This window comes from Mesorhizobium sp., assembly GCF_024509055.1.
Classification (GTDB): Bacteria; Pseudomonadota; Alphaproteobacteria; order Rhizobiales; family Rhizobiaceae; genus Mesorhizobium.
Genome location: NZ_JANINM010000096.1, coordinates 32149 through 57785, shown reverse-complemented (window position 1 = coordinate 57785; position 25637 = coordinate 32149). Strand labels below are relative to the sequence as shown.

Genomic DNA, 25637 nt, shown 5'->3' with positions numbered 1-25637 from the left:
TTGGACTCGTCGGCGTCACGTCGATCTCAGGCGCGCGGTTGGGCTGAACCAATCCCGGGAACAGATCACGATGCTCCAACTGGCCGAACGAAAGATCCGTTGGCGGCAGGAGCGGGCTCAGGCCGAAGCCGTTGCCGATGCCGCCGGCAGGCTGGTCGAAGTTTCCGCCGGCGCTGCTTGGCGACCCATTTCCGCTCGCAGAAATCGAACCGTCCGCGCCGAAGGCGACGTCGACATGGCTCGACTCGAGCGCGGCAATCAGCGCGACGCGCGGCACCTCGACATCACCGATGATGAAGGTAGGCACGTTCAGCGCGGCGTCCTTGATGACGATCTCGGAGCCGTCGGGCTGCACCAGCACCAGATTGTGCCCGTCGACCTTGATGTCGTCGATCGACACATTGGCCGGGAGCTTCACGACGTTGCCGGCGTCGGCATGATACTCATGCGGAACGTTCGATGCCGCCGCGTTCGTCGCCGGCGCGCTCGCGGCAGGGGCATTCGGGGCAGGGGCGTTGGCTGTGTTCGCCGGCGGGTTTGTCGCCGGCGCATTGGCCGAACCCTGCGCCGCCGCGCCGTTGCCGACATCGACCGGAACCGGTTCGCCGGTTGCCGGCGCGGCCTGGCCGCTGGTGGCTTGAGCTACCTGGACACCCGCCGACCCCGAATGCTCGTCGGCGGTCGCGTGCCCGTCCCAGGAATTTGAAACGGCATCGAATTCGATAGTGGTCGTCATAGTTCAAGCCCCCTTCGGCATTTCCCGGAAAGAGACATGTGGGGCTCGGACTTTGCAACAGACGCTCAATATATTTCATATATTTAAATATGCCTCGTCCGGCATTTTTTACGCTTGGTAAACCGGCCTCATATAACGATTTATACATCCGCAGGCATGTTCTCGGCCTAGCCTCGAAGCGGATGCCGATGCCCGGCTGCCAAAGTATAAAATTGAATAAAATTTGAATGAAAACAGAACAGGTTGATTCGCGGAAATTTACCCACCTTCCTTTCCGATAACTTGAGACAAGATTGGTAGCGTCCACAGTCAAAGGTGGGCGCTATGAAAATAAAAAAAACTGATGCGGGTCTGTCTGGGGTAACCGCCATCCTGTTGGCAATCGGCCTTGCCGGCTTGCCAAATCCGTCATCCGCGAGCGCGTTGTCGGACGCGGAGCCTGCCCCTCTGGCGGTAGCGGCGCCCTCTCTTCTCGGCGGCGTTTCATTGGCGCGGCCGCAGCCCTGGCAGCCCGCTGCCGCTTATCGGATTTCGAGCATCGCCAGCGCCTACGCACCTGCGGCGGCGTCCCGGCCGGACAATTCCTCAAGCGAACAGGCCAGCCCTGGCGTCGACCCGATCAACACAGGCGCGATCATCCCTGGCGTGTTTGGATCCGTCGCATTGTCGATGCGCAACTTCCCGGTTTCCGCTCACTGGGCCCCCGTCTATAAGGCGATCGTGGACTGCACGCCTGGCAGCGCATGCGATCGCAAGAGCCCGGCTTTCTCCGAGATCATCAACATTGCCAGCAAGAAGGCCTTCCGCGAGAAGCTGGATTTCGTCAACAGCAGTATAAACCGGCTGATCACCTACAAGACTGACATGGCCGTCTACGGCGTGACGGACTATTGGGCCACGCCTTCGGAAATCCTAGAACACCGGGCCGGCGACTGTGAGGATTACGTCATATTGAAGATGACGGCTTTGCTGCGTGCGGGTATTCCGGCGCAAAGCATGTCGTTTGTCGTGCTGCAGGATCGCCGCCGGAAGTTCTTCCATGCCGTGCTTTCCGTCAGCACCGGAAGCGGCACATTCATCCTGGACAGCCTCAGCAACGTCGTGGCGTTGGACAGCGACCATCCGGACTATGTTCCGCTCTACTCCTTCAGCACCGACCGGGCCTGGATCCACGGATCGAAATCCGGTGCAAAGGTCGCCGAGATCGCTGGCGGTTTCGCATCGGTCGCTCCCGGCGAAGGCCTGACGCCAGACAATGCCGTCACGCTGGCGTCGTCCGATCCCGGTACGAAATAGAGTTGTAGGCCCGCCCACGCGCGGCATGGCCTGTCAGCCGTTGAACACAAAGGCCATCAAAAGTTCTGGCTCGGTCACCGGCGCGCGCACGGCGCTGAGCTGGCCCCGATAGCGGCGCTCGCCTGCGCCGATGACGAAGCCGGTGGTCACCGGCGTCTCGCCATTGGCGTCCAGCCGGGAGAATATGTCGACGACATTGACGTCCAGCGCAAGCTTGAGGTCTTGCCGCCCGTCGTCGCCCGGCGCGTTCGGCAGCTGGCGCCGGACCAGTTGCTGGAACGGCGTGTTGAAGGCCAGGATCTTCTTCGCCGACGACAGCGCAAAGGCCGGCGAAGGACAGGCGACCAGGATCGCGTTGATGGTCCGTATCGAGGCAAGCTTACGCAACTCCATGCTTTCCTCGGCGAGGCCGCGCATGCACGCGACCCTTATCGCCGAGGTCAGATTGCCCTGGTCCGGATGGCTTTCGGCGATCTCCTCGACCAGCATGCCGATCGTGCATTTGCGGCTTTCGGCCATATGCTTCAGCGATACCCAGAAGGCACGTTCCAGCCGGATGCCGCGGCGCACGCCGCCCCGCGCCACGACCCGGAACTCCGGGCCGAAGTCCTCGGCCGCGAGCGACGGCAGCAGCCGTTCGCGCGGCGTGTCGGGGCGGGCGGCGCTATCGCTCACTCATGGCCTCCTGGCGCGCCTTGTTGATAGGCTTCAAGAGGTAATTCAGGATCGTCTTGCGTCCTGTCTTGATGTCGACCGAGCAGATCATGCCAGGGATGATCGAATAGCTCTTGCCGTTTCTGGTCAGCGTGGATTTCTCCGTCGCAACCCGCACCTGATAGTAGGGCTCGCCCGTCTTCTGATCAACGAGGCTGTCGGCGGTGATGTTCGAGACCTTGCCTTCGATGCCGCCGAAGATCGAGAAGTCATAGGCCGTGACCTTGATCAGCGCATCCTGGTTTGGCTGGATGAAGGCGACGTCGCGCGGTGAAACCCGTGCCTCGACCAGCAGGGTTTCGGACGTCGGCACGATGCCGGCCACGACCGCGCCTGGTTGCACGAAGGCGCCGAGCGTGTTGACGTCGAGCGTGTTGACGATGCCGTCGACCGGCGAGCGGATGTCGGTTCGTGCCACCTTGTCGGTGGCACCGCGGATGGTTTCGTCCACCACGGAAAGATCGGCGAGTGCTTGCGTCAGGTCGCTCAACGCCTCCTGCTGCAATTGCAGGCCCAGTTCGTTCACCTGAAGCTGCGCCTCGGTGATCGCCGCCTGGCCCTTCTTGATAGTCTCGCCGGCGAGGTTGAGCTGGCCGTGCAGGTCGGTCTGTTCACGCTCGACGCGTATCTGCTCGGTCCTGGCCATCAGGCCCTTCTTGACCATCGGTTCGATCAGCGCCGCTTCCTGGTCGGTGACGGCAAGGCTCTTGGACAGGCGGTCCGAATTGGCGTTGGCCTCGTCCAACTCCTTTTCGCGCTGATCGAGGCGCGATTTGAGAACCGACAGCTTCACCTCGAAATTGTCGCGACGCGCGACGAGCAGCTTTTGCTCGTTGTCGCAGATTTCCGGCGCGGCCTTCTGGATGTCCGCGGGGCAGGGGAACGACCCTTCGACGTTGCCGCTCTGCTCGAACTGCAACCGCGCGATGCGCGCCTGCAGCGCTCGCGCCTTGGCCTTCTCTTCGCCGAGGCTCGACGTGTTGCCCGAATTGTCGAGACGGATGATGAGGTCGTTCTTCTTGACGGTCTGGCCGATCTGGACGGCGATCTCTTGCACCACGCCGGGCTCGCTGGCCTGGATGATCTGCGTCTTGGAAGCGGGTATCACCTTGCCGTCGCCGCGCGCGACTTCATCGACCTCGGCAAACGACGCCCAGGCGGTGAAGGCGACGAAGAGCGCCCCGACGATGTAGACGGACGCTGATGCGAAAAGTGGCGGCCGATCTTCCCTTGCAAGCATTTTGGACGTCCCGATCAGGCACTTGCCTTTTGCAAGGCCTGGATGACTTGTTCCTTCACTCCGTCCGCGACCACACGGCCCTGCTCGATGACGATGAGGCGCTCGACGAGTTCCAGCATGCTGTAGCGATGGGTCGACACGATCAACGTCGTGTTGCGGTCGAAGGCGACCTTGAGCTGCTTGATCAGCTGTCGTTCCGAGGCCAGGTCCATGGAGCCGGACGGCTCATCCAGAAAAACGACCTTCGGCTTGGTCAAAAGCAGCCGCGCGATCGCCACCGCCTGCCTCTGGCCGCCCGAGAGGTTGGTGCCCCGCTCGCCGACATTCATGTCGTAGCCGCGCGGATGGCGCGAGACGAAGTCGTCGACGCCGGCGGCCTTCGCGGCATTGATGATATCTTCGTCGGTCGCTTCGGGCGCGGCCATCAGGAGGTTTTCCTTGATGGTGCCTGAAAACAGGTCCCCGGCCTGCGCCACGATGCCGACGGCGGCGCGCACTTCCGACGGGTGGTATTGGCGGATGTCGATGCCGTCGAGCAGCAGCTCCCCGGAGGTGGGCAGGAACAGCCGGCCGATCAGCCGGCCCATCGTCGTCTTGCCTGAACCGATGCGGCCGATAATGCCGATCCGCTCGCCGGGCTTGACCGTGATGTTGAGCCCGCTCAGCACTTCGTTCTCGGTGCCAGGGTAGGCGAAGCCGACATTCTTGAAGAGCATGGCGCCGCTGCGGATCGGCCGGTTGACGAAGCCGACCGTGTCAGGTCGATCTTCCGGCTGGGCCATGATCGTATTGATGATCCTGAGCGACAGCACCGCCTGGCGGAAGCGCGCGAGGGTGATGGCGATCTGGCCGAGCGGCGCTACGGTCCGGCCGGCCAACATGACGGTGCCGATGATTGCGCCTGTCGAGACCTCGCCCTCCGAGAAGGCGTAGGCTCCAGCCACCACCAGCGCGACAGTCACCAGTTGCTGGATGGCCCCGGTGACGTTGCCGGCCGCCGCTGAGAGCTCCTTGATCTTCTCCGACGTGTTGGCGGCGTTCTTCGAGTGCTCCCCCCATTTGCGCAGCAGGTATGCTTCGGCGCGCAGCGACTTGATCGTCTCCAGCGTCGAGATGGATTCGACCAGCAGCGCCTGGCGCTGCGAGGCCTCGTTCATCGAAGCGGCTACCCGCTTGCCGATGCGCCGCTGCGTGACCAGTCCAACGACGACCGACAAGAGGAAGGCCAGGGCTGGAATGATCACAAGCCAGCCGCCTATGGCGTAGATGACTAGCAGGAAGATAAAGACGAAGATCGTGTCGATGAAGACGCTGATGGTGTTCGACGTGAAGAACTCCCGCACGAACTCATACTGCGTGACGCGGTTTGCGTATTCGCCCGTCGACCCCGGTCGCGCCGACAGTGACGAGTTGAGCACTTTCTCGAACAGGAGGTAGGAAATCCGCAAATCCGCCTTGCGTCCGGCATAGTCGATCAGCGAAGCGCGGGCCGTCTTCAAGAGCAGGTCGAACAGGATGGCCGCGCCGATGCCGATCGCCAGCACCCAGAGCGTTGACATCGCCTTGTTGGGCAGGATGCGGTCATAGACGTTCATGGTGAAAATGGGCGAGGCGATCGCGAGCACGTTGATGAAGATCGCCGACAGCACGACCTTCGAGTAGGTCCGCCAGAACGCTCCCATGGTACCGGTCAGCCAGTGACGCCTTTCGATCCGCGGCGCCGAGCCGACCGTCATCTCCTCGGTGGTGTTGGCATAGGTGATCGAGAAGGAGGCGCCGCCGCTGATATAGGCCTCGGCGAGTTCCGACTTGCTGATTGTGGTGCGCCCGTTCTCTTGCGGGGCCGTCAGGAATTGCCCGTTCTCGATCTCGGCGAGCAGCGCCACCGGCAACTGGCTGACGCGGAAGACGATGGCTGGAAGATCGATATGGCCGCGCACGAAATCGCGGTGGCTGAAATCCTGCACTTCGAGGCCGATGCGCTCGGCGAGGTGCCTGATGTCATCCGGCTCGATACGCGTATCCGAAATTGGCACGCCGGCAAACAGCACGGTCTCCGCGCTCGGCCTGCCGAGATAGGCGGCAACGGCCGAGAAGCAGATTTTGAAAGCCTCTTTGGGCGACTGGATGTTGGGCTGCTGGTTCACGATCCGCCCCGAAGGACCCGAGATCGATGCTTACATCGGCTGCTTCTTCCTGACCGGCGCAAGAATGTCGAACGGTACATCGTTCTTCTGCTCCGACGGCGTCCGCGCATAGGTCTCGGTGTCGGCCGTTTCCGGCACTCCGAATTCAGTTCGCGCGTAGGCCGCGGCCTGCTTGGGCGGCTGGATATTCAGCGTCTTGAGCAACTGCCCGGTGGCCGCCAGAAGCCGGTATTCGGCAAACAGCGAAGCGTAGGAGGAAGTATCGGCCAGCGTCGCGGTGTTGAAGCGCGTGTTCTGCGCATCGAGCACGTCGAGAAGCGAGCGTTGTCCAACCTTGAACTGCTCTCGGTAGGATGCGACCAGCTTTTCATTGGTAGCGGCCTGCTGCCGCAATGTCGTTGCCAGCTCGGCCTGGCGGAAGCGGCGATCCCATGATGTGCGGACCGCTTCCTCGATCTCGCGCAGCACCTGGTGCAGCGCCAGGCGCTGCTCGCTGGTGCGGCGGATCTGTTCCTGTTCGTTGGCTTTGTCGATGCCGCCGCGATAGAGGTTCCAGCGCAGCACAAGTCGCGCCTGCAGGTCGCTGGCGTCGCCATTGTCGCCGTCGATGTCATATCCGCCTCGGGCGACACCCTCGGCGGTGATCGTGGGGCCGAATTTCGCCCGCGCGGCGTCGACCTGCGAGGAAGCGGCGTCGATATCGCTGTTGGCCATGTGGACGCGCGGATTGTTTTGCCGCGCCAGCCCGATCGCCTCGTCAAGCGATCTCGGCAGCGCGCTGGCCACATCGGCCGGGCGCGACGCGTTGGTCAACGGCTTGCCGACATTCTTGAAGAACCGGATCTTGGCTGCCTCGAGCTCTTCCGTGGCCTCCTGCATGCGCGCCTTCGCGGCAAAAAGCCGTTCCTCCGCCTGCTGCCGGTCGGCCTCGTTCAGCGCGCCGCCTGCTATACCCTGCTTGATGTCGCCGAGCATGGACTGATGGAAGGCAAGGTTCTTCTTGGCTTCGGCTACGATCGAGCCCTGCAGCATGTATTCGAGATAGTCCTGAACGACGGAAAGCCCGATGAACTCCGAGCGCTCCAGGACGCGGAACGAAGCACCGTCGACCCGCGAGGCTTGTCGGTTCAACTCCGCCCGCCTCGCGCCGCTGTCGTAAAGCGTCTGCGTGACCGAGAGGTCGGCCTCGTTCGGGTAGAGGGCGCTGTGCTGTTCATCGAGCGCGCGCCGGGTGGAATTGTCCAGGCGCCGGACGCCGGTGGAGGCCTCCAGATCCACGCTTGGAAGGTACAGGCCTTTGGCCTGGCGAAGTTCGAATTCGATGGCTTCGCGGTTTTCGATCGCTTGCCCAATCTCCGGATTGGACTCCACCGCGACCTCAACCGCCTCTTTGAGTGTGAGTGCGCTGGCGCTTCCACAAGCCAGCACCGACACCGTCAAGGCAAGCACAATGCGCCAGCCGACGGTCACTTTACCCGTCCTGATCATTTCTACCCCGCGACTATCCCCGCGCCGTTCTTTTTATTGTCGACGCTTATTTGCCCAAGCCTGCCACCGGAGCTTGCGGCCAGTATCTATCAGATTTTCCGAAGATGTGAGCGCTTAATCAATTAGAGTAGTCTAAAAGCGTTGATTCCGGCCATTAGCCTCGACGCATGTAGCAAAAATGGCACAGAAACGACGCTCGGCTTCGCCGAACATCGGCTGTGGAAGGGGCTGCAAAGGTCCCAACTGCCGGCCGCGTCCCCAGAATCGCCGGCCAATGCCGCAAAATGAGGCCGGACAACGGGCGCCGCCGCGAGGCCTGCATTGAACCGCGGCGCGACGGTTTCATTGGCAAAGCGGGGCCATTTCCTGCTAATGCGACCTAAAATCAAAAAGCATGGACCTTTCGCATGACCAACGTCGCCCTGACCGGGCTTGCCCGCGATCTCGCCAGGCGTGCCGCCGAGGGCAAGCCGGTGCGCATCGGCGTCATCGGTTCCGGCGAAATGGGCACCGATCTGGTCACGCAGGGCATGCTGATGCCTGGTATTTCGGTCGCGGCCATCTCCACGCGCCGTCCGCATACGGCGCGCGAGGCGATCCGGATCGCCTATGGCGACGATGCGATGGCCGCCGAGGCCGATACCGCCTCCAGGGTCAGCCAGGCGATCGAAGGCGGCAGGATCGCCATCACCTCGAACGAGATGCTGGTCACCAACCCGCTGATCGATGTCGTCATCGACGCCACTGGCAAGCCCGGCGTTGCCGCCGACTTCGACCTGATGGCCATGGAGCATGGCAAGCACCTGGTGATGATGAATGTCGAGGCCGACGTGACCATCGGCTGCTACCTGAAGCAGCAGGCCGACCGGCTGGGCGTCGTCTATTCTGTCGGTGCGGGCGACGAGCCATCGAGTTGCATGGAATTGATCGAGTTCGCCTCGGCGCTCGGCTACACCATCGTTTCCGCCGGAAAGGGCAAGAACAATCCGCTCAACCACGACGCCGTGCCCGACGACTACCGGGAAGAAGCGCTGCGCCGCAACATGAACCCGCGCATGCTGGTCGAGTTCGTCGACGGTTCGAAGACCATGGTCGAGATGTGCGCCATCGCCAACGCCACCGGGCTGGTGCCGGATGTGCCGGGCATGCACGGCCCGAAGGCCGATCGCGACCAGCTGGCAAAAGTGCTCATCCCGAAGGAGGACGGTGGGCTTTTGTCGCGGAAGGGCGTCGTCGACTACACGATCGGCAAGGGCGTGGCGCCGGGCGTCTTCGTCATCGTCGAAGCCATGCATCCGCGCATCGTCGAGCGCATGGATGATCTCCATGTCGGCACGGGGCCGTATTACGGCCTGTTCAGGCCTTTTCACCTGACCTCGCTGGAAGTGCCGCTGACCGCGGCCCGCATCATGCTCCATGGCCGGCCGGACATGGTGCCGTTGCCTAAGCCCGCGGCCGAGGTCTGCGCCGTCGCCAAGCGCGACCTTGCCGCCGGTGAAACCTTCGATGCCATCGGCGAGACCTGCTACCGTTCCTGGACGATGACCGTTGCCGAGGCGCGCGCCAGCCGCGCCGTGCCGGTCGGCCTGCTCGAGGGCGGCAAGGTGTTGAAGCCGGTCAGGAAGGGCGAACTGCTGACAGCCGACAATGCCGCGCCCGACAAGACGACCAGGCTTTACGCCCTGCGCCAGCTGCAGGACGAGATGCTCTACGGAACGAGCCCTATTTCCCCAGCTCGATCGACCTGAGCCGCGCCGCTTCGACCGCTTCGGTGAGCAGCTTCGTCAGCCGGTCCTCGCCCATCAGCACGGCAAGCGCGGCGGCCGTTGTGCCGTTGGGGCTGGTCACCTGCTGGCGCAACACGCCGGGCTCTTCATCGCTTTCGGCGGCGAGCGAAGCCGCGCCATAGACGGTCTGCATGGCAAGCAGCCTGGCCGTCTCAGTCGGCAGGCCGGCCTTCTCGGCTGCGACGGTCAGCGCCTCGATGAAGTGGAAGATATAGGCCGGCCCGGAACCGGAAACCGCGGTCACGGCGTCCATTAGGCTCTCGTCGTCGATCGTCGTGACGACGCCGCTTGCCGAAAGCAGCTCGGCAACGAAACGCCGGACGTCGTCGGTAACCAGCGGATTGGAGAACACCACCATCATGCCTTTGCCGATCGCCGCTGGCGTGTTCGGCATGCAGCGGATGACCGGCACCAGATCGCCCAGAATCTCTTCGAAGGTGCTGACCGGCGTGCCGGCGGCGACGCTGACGAAGGTGGTCCTGCCGTCGCCGAAGCGCTCGTAGGCGGCTGTGACGTCGCGGATCACCTGCGGCTTCACTGCAATGACGACGAGATCGGGCGCCGCATCGGCAGGAATGCTGTCCGCGTGTGCCGCTGCGGCGCAGCCAAGATGTTCGGCCCGCCGGCGCAACTCGGCATTGGGCTCGACGACGAAAACGGCCGATGACGGCAGCTTGTCGGATTTCAGCCAGCCCGAGAGCATGGCGTAACCCATATTGCCGCAACCGGCGAGAACGAGCCTGATGGTCATGGAGGCCTCCCGAAGATGGTTCTCCTTAACCGCTCGCGCGGCGCCGGGAAAGGCCAGCTCGCGGAAGATCGATTGGCCAGCGGTTAGTGAGGGAGCCGGACCGGTATCGGCCGCAGCGAGACCTGGCGCAGGCCAAGCACGCCGAGCACGAAGAACAGCCACACCGGGTCGCCGCGATGGAAGAAGAAGCTCTCGAGGAAGGCGTTGAGAGCCGTGAACAGCACCACCATCATGAAGAAGTCGCCGAGGAAGATGTTCTCTTTGCGCGGCGGGATGCGCATGTAGTCGCGCAGCGGCGCGATGAGGAAGGTATAGGCCGCGACGCAGAGCGCGGGGATTCCCATCAGCACGGCGATGTCGAGATAGCCGTCATGGCCGTGCACGATGGTGCGGATGTCCCAGGGCCGGTCGAACGGCTGGTCCTGGTTGAGCAGCAGCGGCGTTCCCCAGAAGCTTTCGTAGCCGTAGCCGGTCCATGGTTTCTTCGCCAGCATCTCGCCGGCGAACTCCCACAGCGTCGTGCGTCCGGTATAGGTAAGGTTCGGGAAATAGATAGCAGCCAGTTGCTTCACCGGCGGGAGAAAGACGATGCCGAGCGTGCCCACCGCGGTCGCGATGATGGCCAGCGAAAACAGGATCGGCGTGCCGAGCCGCATGCCGATGAGGCTTGGCAGCACCACGATCATGATTGAGAACGGGACAAGTCCCGCGGTTGTCTTCGAGCCGGTGTGCAGCATGAAGATCATCGCCGCGCAGAAGATGCCGGCGCCCCACCAGCGCTGGCCGCGCCGGAAGAGGTAAAGCCCGGCGAAGCTGAAGCAGGCCATCACTGGTCCGGCGATGTTCTTGTGCGTGAAGACGCCGCGCCACAGGCCCGCATGCTCCGGCTCCTGCGAGTCGGCCGTATGCAGCGCTTCGTGCGGGAAGGCTATGAGGCCGATGTAGGAGAGCCCGATCACCACGACGGCGGTGAAGATGACGACCCGCGCGAAGGAATCGGCATCGCGCGGCAGCACCAGGATCGTCGCCATGGTGATAATGCCGATCATGGTGAAGGAGGCCGCGCGCATTGCCGCTGGCGGATCGGTCGCGAGCACCACAGAGAGAAAGAAGAAGCCCAGCATCAACGCCCAGGAAGGACTGACCAGCGAGCGCACCACGCGCGGGTCGGCGAAGGCAAGCAGCGAGAAGACCGAAACCGCGCCGAGCGAGCCGAAGCCGAGCTGGTTGACGATGTCGCCGCCGTCGCCGGTGAGCTCCGCGCCGGCGGGCTGGAAAGGCCGGAACGATACGATGATGGTGGCGAACAGCAGCGCGGCGATCGCCGTAGCAATGCCCTCGCGCGTGAAGGCGGCGCTGAGCGGGGCGCGCTCAGTTCTTCTCAGGCTGCCGGTACTGCTCATTGGCATATCCGAATTCGGCAAGCACCCGGCCGAGCGCGACATAAACGGGGTAGAGGCCAGTTGTCAGCGACCCTGTGCGCGCCAGCCGGACAGCGCCGCGCAGCGGCGAGGTGGCAAGCAGCGCGAGGCTCTTCAGGAAGACTTTCGCGCCCGCAAACGGCGTTCCCGCGCGCTTCTTCTTTTCCACGAGTGTCGAGATCACCCCGTTGCGCAGGCTGCGGGCGCGGATCCAATCGGCCTCGACGCGCCGTGCCGGAACGGTCTCGCTCACTCTTGCCTCGGCGCACCAGCCGAGCACAAAACCTTTCTGCGCGGCGCGGCTCAGGAAGTCGGAGTCGCCGCCGCCCATGAAGTTGAACCTGAGGTCTAGGAAGGGCGGCCCCATAGCCGTCAGCACGTTACGGCCGACCAGCAGGTTGCCGGACGAATAGAGCGCTGGCACGCGGCCCGTTTCCCGATAGGGCGGCGCAAAGACCGGATGCTCTGCCCATCTGGCGTGGCTCGCGTCTGCGAACACCGGCACTTGCGGTCCGCCGACGATGTCGGCGCCGAGCGCCTCGGCTGCCTTGCACATCCTCTCCAGCCAGTCGGGTTCGGCGATTTCGTCGTCGTCGATGACCAGCAGATGCTTGAAATTGGGAAACTGCTGCATCGCCGTCTGCCAGCCGGCATTGTAGGCGCTGCAATTGCCGCGCTCATGCGCGATGATGACAAGACCCGGCATCTCGCCGCGCTCGAACAGCGGCAGCGCGGCCCTGGCGCCCTCGCGCGCCTCGGCTTCGTTTTCCATGACGATGACGGCAAAACGCCTCGCCGTCCGCTGCGCCTTGAGCGACGCCAGCGTTTCCAGCACCTGCCGGGGGCGTTTGAAAGTTGGCACCGTGACGACCGCCTCGACGCCCTCGACGGCGAGCCCGGGAGACCGCCCCGTGATCGATATCGAAGCGTCCGAAGGCAAGGGGATCATCCGTTTCCAGTCGCGTGGGTTTGCCCCTCGATAGCATCGCGGTGATAACGTTTCGTTAATCACCTTCACGCACAGGCGCCGCGAAAGCGAGGCTTTCAGCCTCCGGCGGTGCCACTTAATCAAGACTTCACTGCGCTTTGCTACCCGCTACACCAATGGATAGGTGAGATGCATCTGCTGTTCGCCACATCGATCGTACCCGATGGCGCTCTCGCCTCGGGTTACGAGATTGCCAACGCGGCGATTATCGACGCGTTGCGGCGCGCTGGCGCGCGCGTGACAGTTATGGGCTTCATTTGGCCGGGCAAGGCGCCCGTCGATCCACAAAACACGGTTCTGCTCGGCGCCGTCGACGTCCGCACGGAAGGCGCCTCGTCGCTGCGCAAGCTCGCCTGGGCAGGCAAGGCGGTGCTTGCCGGCCTTACCTTTTCCTCCGTCAAGCTGCGCGTCGTCACGGATAGTGACATCCGCGCGGCGATCGAGCATGCCGGCCCGTTCGATGGCTATGTGCTGAATTCCGTCCAGTTTGCCGGCGCCTTTGAGAACCTGTTCCGCGACCGGCCTTCGATCTTCGTCGCCCACAATGTGGAACATCGCTCGGCCGAGGAAAACGCGGCCGCCGCGGGCAGCGCCGTCGAGCGCTGGCTGTTCCGCCGCGAGGCCAGGCTGCTGAAGACCATGGAAGAGCGCCTCTGCGCTGCCGCGCGGTTTGTCTTCACCCTGGCCGAGGAGGATCGCGCGGCGCTTGGCGTCGGCTCGAGCGACCGCTCGGCGGTGCTACCGCTGATCACCCGCGCCGAGCCGTCGGCAAGCAAAGCCCCGCGCCGCATCGACTGCGACGCGGCATTGATTGGTACCTGGACCTGGCAGCCGAACCGTATTGGCCTTGACTGGTTCCTCGCCAAGGTCGTGCCGCATCTGCGACCCGATTTCCGAGTCAGGATCGCCGGCAACATGCCGTCGGGGGTCACATCCGCGCATCCCGGGGTGGAATTCGTCGGCAGGGTGCCGGACGCCCAGGCCTTCGTACGCGGCGCAGCGGTCATTCCGCTGATCAGCACTGCCGGCAGCGGCGTGCAGCTGAAGACCATCGAAACCTTCGAGCTCGGCCTGCCTTCGGTCGCCACTAGCCGCTCGCTGCGTGGCATAGGCTACCGCCCGGAAAACTGCGTGGTGGCGGACGATCCCGCCGCCTTTGCCGCGGCAATGGAGGCGGCGGCGTCCGATATCCGCGACGTTGACGGCAGTGCCTTCCATCGCCGCCAGGTCAAGGCGCTCGATGCCGCGATCGGAGTCGGGCTGGAGAAGCTTGGCGCCGTCGGGTTGGAGGCTGCTGCATGAACATGCATGCCGCCCGCGCCGCCTTCGGTTTCGATACGCTGAAGACCATCCTCGGCATCCCAGTGCTGGCGATCCGCTGGGACGACGCCATCGAGCTGCTTGCCAGGCTGGTCGCCGAGCGGCGCTTCACCAAGGTCAGCTTCCTCAACGCCCACAACGCCAACATCGCCTACGGCGATCCGGTCTTTGCAGAAGCGCTCGACGATTTTTTGATCCTGCCGGACGGCGTCGGCGTCGACATCGCCGCCAAGCTTCTCTATGGCGCGCCGTTCCCGGACAATCTCAACGGCACCGACTTCGTGCCGGCGTTTCTCCAGGCTTCGAAGCGACCGCTGACGGTGGCGCTGCTTGGCGCCACGCGCGTCAACGCGGAGGCCGCGTCGGTCAAGCTTTCCGCGCTTGCCGGCCAGCACAATTTCGTCGTCGTCCATGACGGCTATTTCTCCGCCGCCCAGGAGCCGGAGATCGTCGGGCGCATCGCGAAATTGCGGCCCGACGTGCTGCTCGTCGCCATGGGCGTGCCGCGCCAGGAGTTGTGGATCGCGCGCCATATCGACGCCCGGCATTGCACGCTGCCGATCGCGGTCGGCGCACTGCTCGATTTCCTGAGCGGCACGGTGCCACGCGCGCCATTGTGGATGCGCCGGCTGCGGCTGGAATGGCTCTATCGCCTGTGGATCGAACCTGGCCGGCTTTGGCGTCGCTATGTGGTCGGCAACCCGGTCTTTCTGTGGCGCGTCCTGAAGCAAAAATTGTCGGGCAGGCTTCAAGCGGCGGAGGCGCGCCGTTGAACAGTCGCTTCGTTCCGGATGCCGCCACCGCGGTCGAGCCGTTGCCGCGCACCCCCTCGGCCGCGATCGTGACCGCAAGCTACGCGCCGGACTTCGAGCGCTGCCGCCTTTTGTGCGAGACCATGGATCGTCATGTGGCCGGCGTGGCGCGACACTACATCCTTGTCGAGCATCGTGACGTCGCGCAGTTTCGCCAGTTGGAAGGCAGCCGCCGCACGATCGTCGACGAGCAAGACCTGCTGCCGCGCTGGCTGCATGTCTTCGACGATCCGCTGAGCGGATTTCGTCGCCGCATCTGGCTGAGCCTGCGGACGCAGCCGCTGCGTGGTTGGCACGTGCAGCAGTTGCGCCGCATCGCGATTGCGGCCCGCGCGACGGAGGACGTGCTCGTTTTCTGCGATTCCGATGTTGCCTTCCTGAAAGCGTTCGACACCGGCGCCTTCTGGCGCGACGGCAAGGTTCGGCTGTTCAGGCGTGATGGTGTCCTGGCCAATCATGGTCACGACGAACACCGCGTCTGGTCCCGCAATGCCGGCGCGGCGCTCGGCATCGACCGGGCCCGGCTTTCGACCCATGACTATATTTCGACCTTGATCGCCTGGCGCCGGGAAACCGTCAATGCGATGTGCCAGCGGATTGAAAAGGTGCATGGCCGCGAGTGGGTGAGCGTCGTCGGCTCGGCGCGCAAATTCTCCGAATGCATGATCTATGGCCGCTACGTCGACGACGTGCTGGACGGCGCCGGCCATTTCCACAGTTCCGAGGAGTTCTGCCGCGTCCACTGGAATGGCGAGGCGTTGTCGGACGACGCCTTCCGCCGCTTTGTCGACGCCATGGCGCCGGAGCAGGTGGCGATCGGCATGCAATCCTTCATCGGCACCGACATCGGCCGCATCCGCCGCCTGATAGGTTTCTGATTGGAATCAGATAGCCTTCGCCGGCCGGCGCATCGCTGAATAGGTCAGCAGCATCGAGGCGAGATAGAGCAGCAGGAAGACGATGTTGAGCGACAGCACCAGGTTGGGCGTGTCGGTAATCGTCGTCAGCGCATAGGTGAGCAGCACCGCCTTCAGGCCGGCGAGCAGGCCGAGATTGATCGCCCGCACCGCCGTCTGGCCGCGCGCGAAGAGGAGCTCGGCCTGGTATTCCACCAGATTGCGCAGGCCGGGCACGCAGATCGCCAGGGCTACCAGCGGGGCGGCCTCCGCGACATTCCTGCCCAGCGCGTTGGGGAAGAAGTGCAGCACGATGCCGAGCGAGAGCAGCGCCAGCGTCGAGACCAGGAAGACGCCGCCCTCGATGCCGCTTTTGACCATCAGTCGCGAAAGCAGCTCGGGCGCTCGCATCATGCGCTGCACAAGCATCATCGAGAAGGTGCGGATCGGGATCGCGGTAAGGTCCACCAGCCGCATGATGATGGCGTAGATGCCGGCGAGATGGGCTCCGCCGATCGACAGCACCAGAAGTTTGTCGAACTCCATCTGCAGATAGAACAGCACCTCCGATCCGGCGACATAGACGGAATCGGCAAGCCGCCGCAAATAGAGCTCGATCCGCAGCCTGAGCCGCTGGCGGGGGTAGAAGAAGACGAAGGCGACGATGAGCGAGGCGGCGTTGGCGCCGATGTAGAACCACGACCAGACGCCGATGGTGTGCTGTGCGGCAAACATGAACAGCACGGCGCCGACTGCCCTGAGCGCCGTCGCCAGGATCGCCAGCAACGCGGCGCGGCCGAACTTGCCGAGACCGTTATTGACGATCAGCACGACCTCGACCGGCCGCCACAGCATTGCTTCGGCGAAGACGACCGCGGTGAAGACCGGCAGCGGCACGGTGCCGGCGAAGAAGACCAGGTAGACGAGGTAGGACGCGGCGGCGAGGAACGGCAGCGAGGCGGCGCCGAGCAGCAGGAACCCGGCGGTGAAGGTGCCGATCAGGTTGGGGCGGATCGTGGCGGTTCGATAGAGCGCCGAGATGAAGCCGAAGGCGAGTATGCGCGACAGCATCACGCCCGCCGCCGACGCGGTGGCGAACATGCCGAACTCGGCGATCGACAAGGTGTTGGCCAGCGCGACGAAATAGGCGAGCGAGAACACCAGCCGGCCGCCGGCGCCGCTGATGGCCGAGAAATAGTCGTAAACCAGCTTCCGGCGCGTGGCCACAAAGTGGCCGATCCGCGCGAGGGGCCGCCTTTGCGGTATGTCGCTGGTCTGGGTCATAGGTCGGCCGGACCATAGGCGGGAAAGCTTAACGTGCCGTTCTGGCGGCCTCGCTCATGTCCGCGCAAACGCTGCAATCAGGGCGAGAAACTGGACTTGGCCCAGCTCAAAATTAACCTTTTATTTCCTATGCCTGTTTAGCGTGGCTTAACGATTGGCCACCCCGCCGTCCCCAAGCCGCCAGAGAGTAACTCCACCACAATGGTCGACAGGGAAAACCGTGAGGACTGGAGGCGCGAGCGCTCGTTGCTTGCGCTTGGCCAGGCCGTCCGTGGCGAGGACAACACGGTTTCGATCGGGGACCGGGTCAACTCGTCCTGGCGTGAGGACGCCGCCGCACGCCATCGCGCCGCGCGCTCCGAGCGCGAAGGGCGGTTGAATCCAAGCCCCGCTGATACCGACGAGTTCGGCTACGCTATGCCCGAACCTGCTCCGGATCCGGTTGAAACCGAAGCCGGACGGACCCGGAGCGACGCACCGGTCGAGCGGCGAGATGAAGGCCGTGTTCCGGATCATCGCCCTCAAGCCGCCATTGAACCTCGCTTCGCGGGGCGGCCGCCTGCCGGCAGGGATTCCGATTCGCAGGAATGGAAACCGCTGATCGACCCGGTGCAGGTCGTTCGCGGGATCACCCGTTCCAAGGCGTTGATCCTGTCGACAACGATCCTTGGCGCCGTGCTCGGCGTCGCCATCGCACTGTCGACGCCCAAGAAATACGAGGCCACCACCGACGTCATCGTCGACCCGCGCGACCTCAAGCTCACCGATCGCGATCTGACGCAGAATGTGGTCGCCTCGGATGCGACTCTCGCCATCGTCGAGAACCAGGTCCGCATCCTCACCTCGAGCAGGGTCCTGGAAAAGGTCGTCGCCGACCTCGATCTCACCAAAGATGCGGAGTTCAATGGACAAGGCTCCGGCGGCCTCGGCGTCATGTCGCTGATCCGCTCGGTCCTGTTGCGTCACGACGCGCTGGGCTCCGCGGACGAAGCCCGCCTGCAGGCGCTGACCGTGGGCAATCTGGCCAAGAGCCTCGACGTCGAGCGCGGCGGCAAGACCTTCGTCGTCTCGGTCTCCGCCACCACGCAGGATCCGAAGAAGTCGGCGCAAATCGCCAACGCCATGATCACGGCCTTCAAGGATATCTCCAGCGACATCCAGAAGAGGACTGCCGGTCGCGCCACCGACGAACTCACGGCCAGGCTCGAGGAATTGCGCAAGGGCGTCGAGACGGCCGAGCGGAACGTCGAGAACTTCAGGGCGACGCACGATCTCGTCGATGCGCAGGGTCACCTGATCAGCGACGACCAGATGCTCAAGCTCAACGAGCAGCTTTCGGTTGCGCGCGCCCGCACGCTCGAGCTCAACGCCCGCGCCGCCTCGGCGCGCTCGCTCGACGTCAATTCGGTCCTCAGCGGCACCTTGCCGGAGGAGCTCAGCTCCAACACCATGAGCGAGCTGCGCTCGCAATATGCCCAGCTGAAGCAGGAAGCCGACCGCGCCGCGATCAAGTTCGGCCCGCGCCATCCGGAGATACAGGCGCTCAACGCCCAGCTCGCCGGCGCGCGCGAACGCATTGGCGCCGAACTGCAGCGCATCGCCGCCTCGCTGCAGGTCGACCTGAAGCGTTCGGTCCAGCTCGAGCAGGACCTTTCTTCGCGTCTGGCGCAGGCCAAGGTGCAAAGCGGCGACGTCAACAACAACCTCGTTTCGCTGCGCGAGCTGGAGCGCGAGGCGGCCGCAAAGCGGTCCGTCTACGAGCAGTTCCTGCTGCGCGCCAAGGAAACCGGCGAGCAGAAGGACATCAACACCGCCAACATCAGCGTCATTTCGGACGCCTATCCGCCGCTCGAGGCCAAGGGACCGTCGCGTGCCGTGATGGCGCTGGCCGGCCTGTTGGCGGGCCTGTTCGGCGGCATCGGCCTGGGCGCGCTGCGTGGCGCCTACGCCAGCCTGCGCGAAACGGCTGACTCCCGCTCGCGTGGTGGAGCCGACGAACAGCGGCCGATCGTCGAGGAGAAGGCCCACAAGGCCCCCCCACCACCGCCCGCGCCCATTGCGCCGCCTCGCAGGGGGCAGTCCAATGACGACGACCGGACGGGACGTGCCGGGTTCATCGGCGCTTCGCTGCGCAATCTGTGGACCGCGGTGACCAGAAGGCCGGACACCGTCCCAAGCGTTGTGCCTGACGCCCGGGCGGCCATGCCGCCGGCGAGCTGGGGCGAGCCGTCGATGTCGGCCGCGCCGCCACGGGCCTTCCAGTCACCGCAGGGACGAGGTCAGCCTGCAAGCGACCCGCAGCCCTCTGGCCGCGCCTATGATCGACCGGCGCCAGATGCCCGGCAGGCGCCGCTCGCCCAGCAGCCGGTTGCTGATGCGCGCGCGGTCTCCGACGTCGACCAGCAGGGCCAGGTCGACGAGATCCGCGCCAGCCTGCGTGAATTCCGCGAAGCGGTGCGCGAGCTGACCGAAAGCCGCTCGCGCCGCCGCTATTTCTAAAACACGCCGCGTCCGATAAAAGCGGCATCCGACGACGCTTTGACGGGATTGCCCTGGCGAATTTTCGTGAAAATGCCGCGCTTCGGTGGCCGGCACCTGGCTCGATTGAGCGGTGGCGGGCCGAGCAACCGGGCTGCGCATGGCGTGCCGCCGCTGAGCAATGGTGAAGGTGAGTGATGGCCGAAGTGATTGACGGGAAGAGCGTCGCCGAGGATGTGGTGTCGAAGGTCAAGGCGCTGACATCGGAGCTTTCGGCCAAGGGCGCGACCAGGCCGGGCCTGGCGGTGGTGATCGTCGGCGAGGATCCGGCAAGCCAGGTCTATGTCGCTTCGAAGTCCCGCACCGCCAAGGAATGCGGCTTCCATTCCGTGCAGCACACGCTGCCGGCCGACACAACCGAAGAACAGCTTTTGAAGATCATCGGCGACCTCAATGCCGATAAGTCGATCCATGGCATTCTCGTCCAGCTGCCGCTGCCGGGCCACATCGATTCCGGCAAGGTCATCCAGACGATCGCGCCCGAGAAGGATGTCGACGGCTTCCATTTCATCAATGTAGGCAAGCTCGGCACCGGCGAGTTGGAGACGGCCTTCGTGCCCTGCACGCCGGCGGGTTCCATGCTTTTGATCGAGCGGGTGCGCGGCAAGGATCTGTCCGGTCTCAACGCCGTCGTCGTCGGTCGTTCCAACATCGTCGGCAAGCCGATGGCCAACCTGCTGCTTGCAGCCAACTGCACCGTCACCATCGCGCACAGCCGCACCAAGGATCTGCCGGCGCTGGCCAGCACCGCCGATATCCTGGTCGCCGCCGTTGGCCGCCCGGAAATGGTCAAGGGCGACTGGGTGAAACCCGGCGCCACCGTCATCGATGTCGGCATCAACCGCATCCCCGCGCCGGAGAAAGGCGAGGGCAAAAGCCGTCTGGTCGGCGATGTCGCCTATGCCGAGGCGGCGAAGGTCGCCGGCGCCATAACCCCCGTGCCCGGCGGCGTCGGCCCGATGACCATTGCCATGCTGATGGCGAACACTGTAGCTTCCGCCTACCTCGCGGCCGGATTGAAGCGGCCGTCCTTCTGATTTTAGAAAGCCTCAGCATTGCCGAACCTAACTGCTCCTGTTGAACGGCCGGTCAGCAGCGATCCCGTTCAGGGCGGCCGGCAGTTCGGTTTCCTGCTGGTCGACAAGTTCTCGATGTTCTCGCTCGCCGCGGCCATCGACTGCTTCCGTTCGGCGAACAGGCTGCTCGGTCGTGACTTCTACGGCTGGACGACGATTTCGGCCGACGGCGACGCGGTCATGGCCTCCAACGGCCTGCCTCTGAAGATAGATTACTCCGTCGCCGACATGCCGCCGGTCGACATCCTGTTCGTGTCGGTGGGCCTCTCCATAGAATTCCCCGGCAAGAGCAAGGTGCTGGCGGCGTTGCGCAGCTGGGGCAGGCGTGGCAACGCGCTCGGCGCCTTGTCGGTCGGCTCCTACCTGCTGGCCGAAGCCGGACAGCTCGACGGCTACCGTTGCACCATCCACTGGGAAAACCGAGCCGGCTTCATGGAGCGCTTCCCGGACATCAACTGCACCGGCAACGTTTTCGAGATCGACCGCAAGCGCTACACCTGCGCCGGCGGCACCACCTCGATCGACCTGATGCTGGAGATCGTGCGCGGTGATTTCGGTTCCAACCTTGCAAACGGCGTCGCCAACCAGTTCCAGCACGAACGCATCCGCTCGGCCGGCGACCGGCAGCGCGTCGGGCCCGAACGGGATCTCACCGGCAAATCGGAGAAGCTCAGGCGGATCGTCGAGTTGATGGCCGACCATCTCGACGAGCCGCTGTCGGCGGTGCAACTCGCGAAGTCGGCCGGCCTTTCGGTACGCCAGGTCGAGCGCCTGTTCCTGCGCCATTTGAGCGTGACGCCCGGCCGCTACTATATGCGTTTGAGGCTGGAGCGGGCGCGCGAGCTTCTGCGCCAGACCAATATGCCGATCCTCGACGTGGCGATCGCCACCGGCTTCACCTCGCACTCCTATTTCGCGCAAAGCTATCGCCTGCAATTCGGCCGCCCGCCTTCCGAGGAACGCCGCACCACCTATTGAGCAGCCTTCGTTTCGCATTCCGTCGGGCTTGTCTCCCAAGGCCGCCTCAAATAGCTTTCCGGCGCGGACGGGGCTCACTCAGGAGATTTTAATGGCGGGACTGGCACGGAGCGTCGCTGCGGCGATCTTCCTTTTGTCGACGACGACCTTCGGCTTTGCCGCCAACAAGGTCATCGTCATTCTCGACGCGTCGGGTTCCATGTGGGCCCAGATCGACGGCAAACCCAAGCTCGAAATCGCACGCCAGTCCCTGCGCAACGTGCTGCAGTCAGTGCCGGCCGATGACCAGATCGGCTTCATGGCCTATGGCCATCGCACGAAGGGCAGTTGCGACGACATCGAGCTGATCGTGCCGCCGCAGGCAGGTTCGGCCGGCGCGATTTCCACTGCCGCCGACAGCTTGAAATTCCAGGGCAAGACCCCGCTGACGGCCGCCGTCAAACAGGCGGCCGAGGCGCTGAAATATACCGAGGACAAGGCGACCGTGGTCCTCATCACCGATGGGCTGGAGAGCTGCGGCGGCGACCCCTGCGCGCTTGGCAAGGAGCTGAAGGCAAAGGGCGTCGACTTCACCGCCGACGTCGTCGGCTTTGGCCTTTCCGCCGACGAAGGCAGGCAGATCGCCTGTCTCGCCGAGAACACCGGCGGCAAATACATCCAGGTTTCCGACGAGAAGGCGCTGAAGGAAGCGCTGGTTGAAACCGTCGCGCCCTCCGCTCCGACGGCCGCGTCCGCCCCAGCCCCGGCGCCCCAGCCTGCGCCGGCCGCCACCGAGACCGCATCGGCCCCCGCTGCGGCGCCAGCCCCGGAGCCCGCCAAGCCTGAGTTCAATTTCACGCCGGGTGTGGTCATGGCGGAAGGCGGCGAGCGGATCACCGACGGCAATGCCTGGGAGATCTACAAGGCCAAATCCGACGGCACGCGCGGCGACCAGGTCACCACGGAATACGGGCCGCTCAAGACCAATCTCGAACCTGGCGACTATGTCGTCGTCGCCCGCAACGACGAGGCAAGGACCGAGCAGAAGATCAAGATCGAGGCGGGCAAGACTTATGACCCGCTATTCACGCTGAACGGCGGTACGCTGGTCATCCATCCGCGTGCCAGCCAGGGCGCCGAGAGCAGTGCCGAAGCCCGTGTCGACATCGCCTATCCGGGCGGAACCACCACCAGCTATGGCGATGCAAAGGTCATGGTGCCTGCCGGCGAGCAGAAGGTGACGGTGCAGATCGGCGCCGGCACGGCGACCGAGACCGTTCGGCTTGCCGCCGGACAGACCGTCGAGAAGGACGTCATCGTCGGTGTCGGGCATGCGGTGCTCAACGCCTACTATGTCGCCGGTGGCGACAAGGCGGACAATTCCGCCGTCGGTTTCGAGATAGTCAAGGCGAAGAAGAAGACCGATGGCAGCCGCGAAAGCGTCGAGCACTCCTACGGGTCGGACAGCAAGTTCTGGCTGCCGCCGGACGACTATGTCGCTATCGCCACGCTCGATCTCGCCGTGGCCGAACAGCCTTTCAGCATCAAGGCCGGCGAGAGCCAGGACATCAAGGTCGCGCTCGGGGCCGGCGTGCTGGCCATGTCGGCGCCTGGCGCCTATTCGATCGAGCTGTTCGCGGCGACGAAGGACATCGACGGCAAGCGCAAATCGCTTGGCTTGAGCTATGGCGACAGCTGGCAGCAGACGGTCCCCGCTGGCGACTATGTCGTCGTGCGCCACATGTCCGACCAGGGCCAGGACAAGGAAGTGCCGGTTACGGTCAAAGTCGGCGGACGGAGCGAGATCACCGTCCAGTAGGTTCGGACGGGCAGACGAAAGGCGCTGGAACAGTCGTTGGGCGCCTCCAGCTCCCCGCTATTGGAGGAGGCAATCATGGACCGGTTCACGGGCGGCTGCCTGTGCGGCAACGTCCGGATCGTGGCGACGGGCTGCCCATACCGCGTCGGCCTTTGCCACTGTCTCGATTGCCGCAAGCATCATGGGGCGCTCTTTCACGCGTCGGCGATCTTCCCTCATGGTGCGGTGAAGATCGACGGCGAGACACGCGACTATGCCGGGCGGTTTTTCTGCCCGCGCTGCGGCTCGTCCGTTTTCGCGCGCACCGGCGACGAAATCGAAGTGAGCCTGGGCTCCCTGGATGCCCCGGATCAACTGATGCCCACCTATGAGCTGTGGACCGTGCGTCGCGAATCCTGGCTGCCGCCGTTTCCACTCGCAAGACGGTACGAGCGTGATCGAGACGCCGCGGGCCGCTCCGAGGAATAAGCGCGCGACCGGACGGTCGTTCGCTTTGGGGATACGGTAAGGCTCAGGCGTTGCCGAACGCCGCGGCGCCGTGATCGGCGCGCCCGACCAGTTGCCGGAAGCCGGCGAACAGCTCGCGGCCGAAGCCGAATTCATTGCCGATGAGATCGGCATCCGCCGTGCGGCGTAGCGCGAACTCCGCCCCCGGCACCAGCACTTCCAGCGTCCCGGCATCGGCGTCGAGGCGGATGATGTCGCCGTCATGGATCCTGGCGATCGGTCCTTCCTCGACCGCTTCCGGCGTCACATGGATCGCCGCCGGCACCTTGCCGGAAGCGCCCGACATACGTCCGTCGGTCACCAGCGCGACGCGCTGGCCACGATCCTGCAGGATGCCAAGCACGGTGGTGAGCTTGTGCAATTCCGGCATGCCGTTGGCCTTCGGTCCCTGAAAGCGGATGACGGCGACGAAATCTCCCGTGAGCGTGCCGGCCTTGAAGGCATCGTTCAGCCCCTGCTGGCTGTCGAACACCTTTGCCGGCGCTTCGATGACGCGCCGCTCGGGCTTCACGGCGGAAGTCTTGATGACGGCATGGCCGAGATTGCCCGCAAGCACCTTGAGCCCGCCCGTCGGCTGGAACGCCTTCTTGAAGGGCGCCAGCACCTTCTCGTCGCCGCTCTCGCGTGGCGCCGCCTCGCGCACCACGCCGCCATCGTCGCCGAGCCTGGCTTCGACCGCATATGGCCTGAGGCCTTCGCCCCAGACCGTCTGCACGTCCTCGTGCAGGATGCCTTCGTCAAGCAGCTCGCGGATCAGGAAGCCGAGGCCGCCGGCGGCGTGGAAATGGTTCACGTCGGCGAGCCCGTTGGGATAGACGCGGGCGAGCAGCGGCACGGCTTCCGAAAGGTCGGAAATGTCCTGCCAGGTGAGCGAGATGCCGGCGGCGGCGGCCATCGCGATCAGGTGGATGGTGTGGTTGGTCGAGCCGCCCGTGGCGTGCAGGCCGACGACGCCGTTGACGATGGAGCGCTCGTCGATCATGCGCCCGACCGGCGTGTACGCGTTGCCCAGCGCGGTGATCGCCAGCGCCCGCTTCGCCGCTTCCCTGGTCAGCGCGTCGCGCAGCGGCGTGCCCGGGTTGACGAAGGAGGCGCCGGGCGTGTGCAGGCCCATGACCTCCATCAGCATCTGGTTGGAGTTGGCGGTGCCGTAGAAGGTGCAGGTGCCCGGCCCGTGATAGGACTTTGACTCCGCCTCCAGCAGTTCGGCGCGCCCCACCTTGCCTTCGGCGTAAAGCTGGCGGACCTTGGCCTTCTCGTCGTTCGGCAGGCCGGTCGTCATCGGCCCGGCCGGAATGAAGATCGCCGGCAGGTGCCCGAAGGTCAGCGCCGCGATCACCAGGCCCGGCACGATCTTGTCGCAGACGCCGAGGAAGACGGCGGCGTCGAACATGTTGTGCGAGAGGCCGATCGCGGCCGCCATTGCGATCACGTCGCGCGAGAACAGCGACAGTTCCATGCCGGGCTGGCCCTGGGTGACGCCATCGCACATTGCTGGCACGCCGCCGGCAACCTGCGCGATGCCGCCCGCCTCGCGCGCTGCTTCCTTGATCATCGCCGGAAAGGTCTCGAACGGCTGATGCGCCGACAGCATGTCATTGTAGGAGGTGATGATGCCGAGGTTCGGCACGCGGTCGCCGCCAAGTGCCACCTTCTCGGACGGGCTGCAGACGGCGAAGGCATGGGCGAGGTTGCCGCAGCCCAGCACCGCGCGGTTGGCCGTGCGACCGGACGCTTCCGCGATGCGGCCGAGATAGGCTTCGCGTCCGGGTTTCGAGCGCTGGCGGATGCGTTCCGTGATGGCTTCGATATCGCGTCTGGCTGTCATGGTCGGTCCTTTCGAGTCCCGGGCAACGTCCT

20 protein-coding genes are annotated in these 25637 nt (G+C 64.6%); 10 read left to right on the top strand and 10 right to left on the bottom strand.

Annotated elements, in window-relative coordinates; genetic code table 11:
- Positions 1–736 (bottom strand): hypothetical protein (locus Q0L57_RS05865; protein WP_296739365.1); only part of this gene is annotated, 736 nt, incomplete at its 3' end.
- A 324-nt stretch (positions 737–1060) separates the two neighbouring features.
- Between Q0L57_RS05865 and Q0L57_RS05860 the strand changes: the two genes are divergently transcribed.
- Positions 1061–2032 carry a transglutaminase-like cysteine peptidase gene (locus Q0L57_RS05860; protein ID WP_296739362.1) on the top strand — a complete coding sequence of 324 codons (972 nt, stop codon included), beginning with the start codon at positions 1061–1063 and terminating at the stop codon, positions 2030–2032.
- A 33-nt stretch (positions 2033–2065) separates the two neighbouring features.
- On the opposite strand, the gene Q0L57_RS05855 is transcribed toward Q0L57_RS05860, so the two are convergent.
- Genes Q0L57_RS05855 through Q0L57_RS05840 form a run of 4 tightly spaced genes read right to left on the bottom strand, consistent with a single transcriptional unit; the run spans position 2066 to position 7621 of the window.
- Entirely contained in the window at positions 2066–2707 is a 642-nt protein-coding gene (locus tag Q0L57_RS05855; protein ID WP_296739359.1) for a ribbon-helix-helix domain-containing protein, read from the bottom strand.
- Positions 2697–3986: an HlyD family type I secretion periplasmic adaptor subunit gene (locus tag Q0L57_RS05850; protein ID WP_296739357.1), complete on the bottom strand. Its 1290-nt coding sequence runs from the start codon at positions 3984–3986 to the stop codon at positions 2697–2699. The genes Q0L57_RS05855 and Q0L57_RS05850 overlap by 11 nt, the downstream gene beginning before the upstream one ends.
- Positions 3987–4000: 14 nt before the next feature.
- Positions 4001–6133, bottom strand: coding sequence for a type I secretion system permease/ATPase (locus tag Q0L57_RS05845; protein WP_296739354.1), 2133 nt, complete (start codon positions 6131–6133; stop codon positions 4001–4003).
- 30 nt (positions 6134–6163) lie between these two features.
- Complete coding sequence (locus tag Q0L57_RS05840) at positions 6164–7621, bottom strand: TolC family outer membrane protein (protein ID WP_296739351.1); 1458 nt, start codon at positions 7619–7621, stop codon at positions 6164–6166.
- Between the two features lie 407 nt (positions 7622–8028).
- Here Q0L57_RS05840 and Q0L57_RS05835 point away from each other — a divergent pair, with 407 nt between their 5' ends.
- Entirely contained in the window at positions 8029–9369 is a 1341-nt protein-coding gene (locus Q0L57_RS05835) for an NAD(P)H-dependent oxidoreductase (RefSeq protein ID WP_296739348.1), read from the top strand.
- On the opposite strand, the gene proC is transcribed toward Q0L57_RS05835, so the two are convergent.
- From proC to Q0L57_RS05820, 3 genes are all read right to left on the bottom strand, one after another.
- Positions 9344–10159, bottom strand: coding sequence for a pyrroline-5-carboxylate reductase (gene proC, locus Q0L57_RS05830; RefSeq protein ID WP_296739345.1), 816 nt, complete (start codon positions 10157–10159; stop codon positions 9344–9346). The genes Q0L57_RS05835 and proC overlap by 26 nt on opposite strands.
- Before the next feature lie 83 nt (positions 10160–10242).
- Positions 10243–11562, bottom strand: a complete 1320-nt coding sequence (locus Q0L57_RS05825; protein WP_296739342.1) for an O-antigen ligase — start codon at positions 11560–11562, stop codon at positions 10243–10245.
- Positions 11531–12529 carry a glycosyltransferase gene (locus Q0L57_RS05820; protein WP_296739339.1) on the bottom strand — a complete coding sequence of 333 codons (999 nt, stop codon included), beginning with the start codon at positions 12527–12529 and terminating at the stop codon, positions 11531–11533. Before Q0L57_RS05820 ends, Q0L57_RS05825 begins: the two co-directional genes overlap by 32 nt.
- A gap of 168 nt (positions 12530–12697) precedes the next feature.
- Between Q0L57_RS05820 and Q0L57_RS05815 the strand changes: the two genes are divergently transcribed.
- The 3 genes from Q0L57_RS05815 to Q0L57_RS05805 are packed head-to-tail and all read left to right on the top strand — an operon-like array spanning position 12698 to position 15578.
- A complete protein-coding gene (locus Q0L57_RS05815; protein ID WP_296739336.1) occupies positions 12698–13870 on the top strand; it encodes a glycosyltransferase family 4 protein in 1173 nt (390 codons plus the stop codon).
- Positions 13867–14661 (top strand): WecB/TagA/CpsF family glycosyltransferase, encoded by a 795-nt coding sequence (locus Q0L57_RS05810; RefSeq protein WP_296739333.1) that lies wholly within the window; start codon positions 13867–13869, stop codon positions 14659–14661. Before Q0L57_RS05815 ends, Q0L57_RS05810 begins: the two co-directional genes overlap by 4 nt.
- Complete coding sequence (locus tag Q0L57_RS05805) at positions 14658–15578, top strand: DUF6492 family protein (RefSeq protein ID WP_296739331.1); 921 nt, start codon at positions 14658–14660, stop codon at positions 15576–15578. Before Q0L57_RS05810 ends, Q0L57_RS05805 begins: the two co-directional genes overlap by 4 nt.
- A 6-nt stretch (positions 15579–15584) precedes the next feature.
- On the opposite strand, the gene Q0L57_RS05800 is transcribed toward Q0L57_RS05805, so the two are convergent.
- Positions 15585–16880 (bottom strand): lipopolysaccharide biosynthesis protein, encoded by a 1296-nt coding sequence (locus Q0L57_RS05800; RefSeq protein WP_296739327.1) that lies wholly within the window; start codon positions 16878–16880, stop codon positions 15585–15587.
- Between the two features lie 201 nt (positions 16881–17081).
- Here Q0L57_RS05800 and Q0L57_RS05795 point away from each other — a divergent pair, with 201 nt between their 5' ends.
- The 5 genes from Q0L57_RS05795 (at position 17082) to Q0L57_RS05775 (ending at position 23738) form a co-directional block, all read left to right on the top strand.
- Complete coding sequence (locus Q0L57_RS05795) at positions 17082–19379, top strand: Wzz/FepE/Etk N-terminal domain-containing protein (RefSeq protein ID WP_296739325.1); 2298 nt, start codon at positions 17082–17084, stop codon at positions 19377–19379.
- A gap of 176 nt (positions 19380–19555) precedes the next feature.
- Positions 19556–20455: a bifunctional methylenetetrahydrofolate dehydrogenase/methenyltetrahydrofolate cyclohydrolase FolD gene (gene folD, locus Q0L57_RS05790; protein ID WP_296739324.1), complete on the top strand. Its 900-nt coding sequence runs from the start codon at positions 19556–19558 to the stop codon at positions 20453–20455.
- A gap of 18 nt (positions 20456–20473) precedes the next feature.
- The gene (locus tag Q0L57_RS05785; protein ID WP_296739321.1) at positions 20474–21472 is read left to right on the top strand and encodes a GlxA family transcriptional regulator; all 999 of its coding nucleotides are present in this window, start codon (positions 20474–20476) and stop codon (positions 21470–21472) included.
- 91 nt (positions 21473–21563) lie between these two features.
- Positions 21564–23270, top strand: coding sequence for a VWA domain-containing protein (locus Q0L57_RS05780; protein WP_296739319.1), 1707 nt, complete (start codon positions 21564–21566; stop codon positions 23268–23270).
- Positions 23271–23345: 75 nt separating this feature from the next.
- Complete coding sequence (locus tag Q0L57_RS05775; RefSeq protein WP_296739316.1) at positions 23346–23738, top strand: GFA family protein; 393 nt, start codon at positions 23346–23348, stop codon at positions 23736–23738.
- Between the two features lie 43 nt (positions 23739–23781).
- Here the strand turns inward: Q0L57_RS05775 and edd are convergent, their stop codons facing one another.
- Positions 23782–25605, bottom strand: a complete 1824-nt coding sequence (gene edd / locus Q0L57_RS05770) for a phosphogluconate dehydratase (protein ID WP_296739314.1) — start codon at positions 25603–25605, stop codon at positions 23782–23784.
- Positions 25606–25637: the final 32 nt, after the last annotated feature.

Bases quoted from the DNA above. Each gene is read 5' to 3' on its own strand.
- Q0L57_RS05860 (WP_296739362.1), top strand. From the start codon at position 1,061: ATGAAAATAAAAAAAACTGATGCGGGTCTGTCTGGGGTAACCGCCATC.
- Q0L57_RS05850 (WP_296739357.1), bottom strand. From the start codon at position 3,986: ATGCTTGCAAGGGAAGATCGGCCGCCACTTTTCGCATCAGCGTCCGTC.
- Q0L57_RS05840 (WP_296739351.1), bottom strand. From the start codon at position 7,621: ATGATCAGGACGGGTAAAGTGACCGTCGGCTGGCGCATTGTGCTTGCC.
- Q0L57_RS05835 (WP_296739348.1), top strand. From the start codon at position 8,029: ATGACCAACGTCGCCCTGACCGGGCTTGCCCGCGATCTCGCCAGGCGT.
- proC (WP_296739345.1), bottom strand. From the start codon at position 10,159: ATGACCATCAGGCTCGTTCTCGCCGGTTGCGGCAATATGGGTTACGCC.
- Q0L57_RS05825 (WP_296739342.1), bottom strand. From the start codon at position 11,562: ATGAGCAGTACCGGCAGCCTGAGAAGAACTGAGCGCGCCCCGCTCAGC.
- Q0L57_RS05820 (WP_296739339.1), bottom strand. From the start codon at position 12,529: ATGATCCCCTTGCCTTCGGACGCTTCGATATCGATCACGGGGCGGTCT.
- Q0L57_RS05815 (WP_296739336.1), top strand. From the start codon at position 12,698: ATGCATCTGCTGTTCGCCACATCGATCGTACCCGATGGCGCTCTCGCC.
- Q0L57_RS05810 (WP_296739333.1), top strand. From the start codon at position 13,867: ATGAACATGCATGCCGCCCGCGCCGCCTTCGGTTTCGATACGCTGAAG.
- Q0L57_RS05800 (WP_296739327.1), bottom strand. From the start codon at position 16,880: ATGACCCAGACCAGCGACATACCGCAAAGGCGGCCCCTCGCGCGGATC.
- Q0L57_RS05795 (WP_296739325.1), top strand. From the start codon at position 17,082: ATGGTCGACAGGGAAAACCGTGAGGACTGGAGGCGCGAGCGCTCGTTG.
- folD (WP_296739324.1), top strand. From the start codon at position 19,556: ATGGCCGAAGTGATTGACGGGAAGAGCGTCGCCGAGGATGTGGTGTCG.
- Q0L57_RS05780 (WP_296739319.1), top strand. From the start codon at position 21,564: ATGGCGGGACTGGCACGGAGCGTCGCTGCGGCGATCTTCCTTTTGTCG.
- Q0L57_RS05775 (WP_296739316.1), top strand. From the start codon at position 23,346: ATGGACCGGTTCACGGGCGGCTGCCTGTGCGGCAACGTCCGGATCGTG.
- edd (WP_296739314.1), bottom strand. From the start codon at position 25,605: ATGACAGCCAGACGCGATATCGAAGCCATCACGGAACGCATCCGCCAG.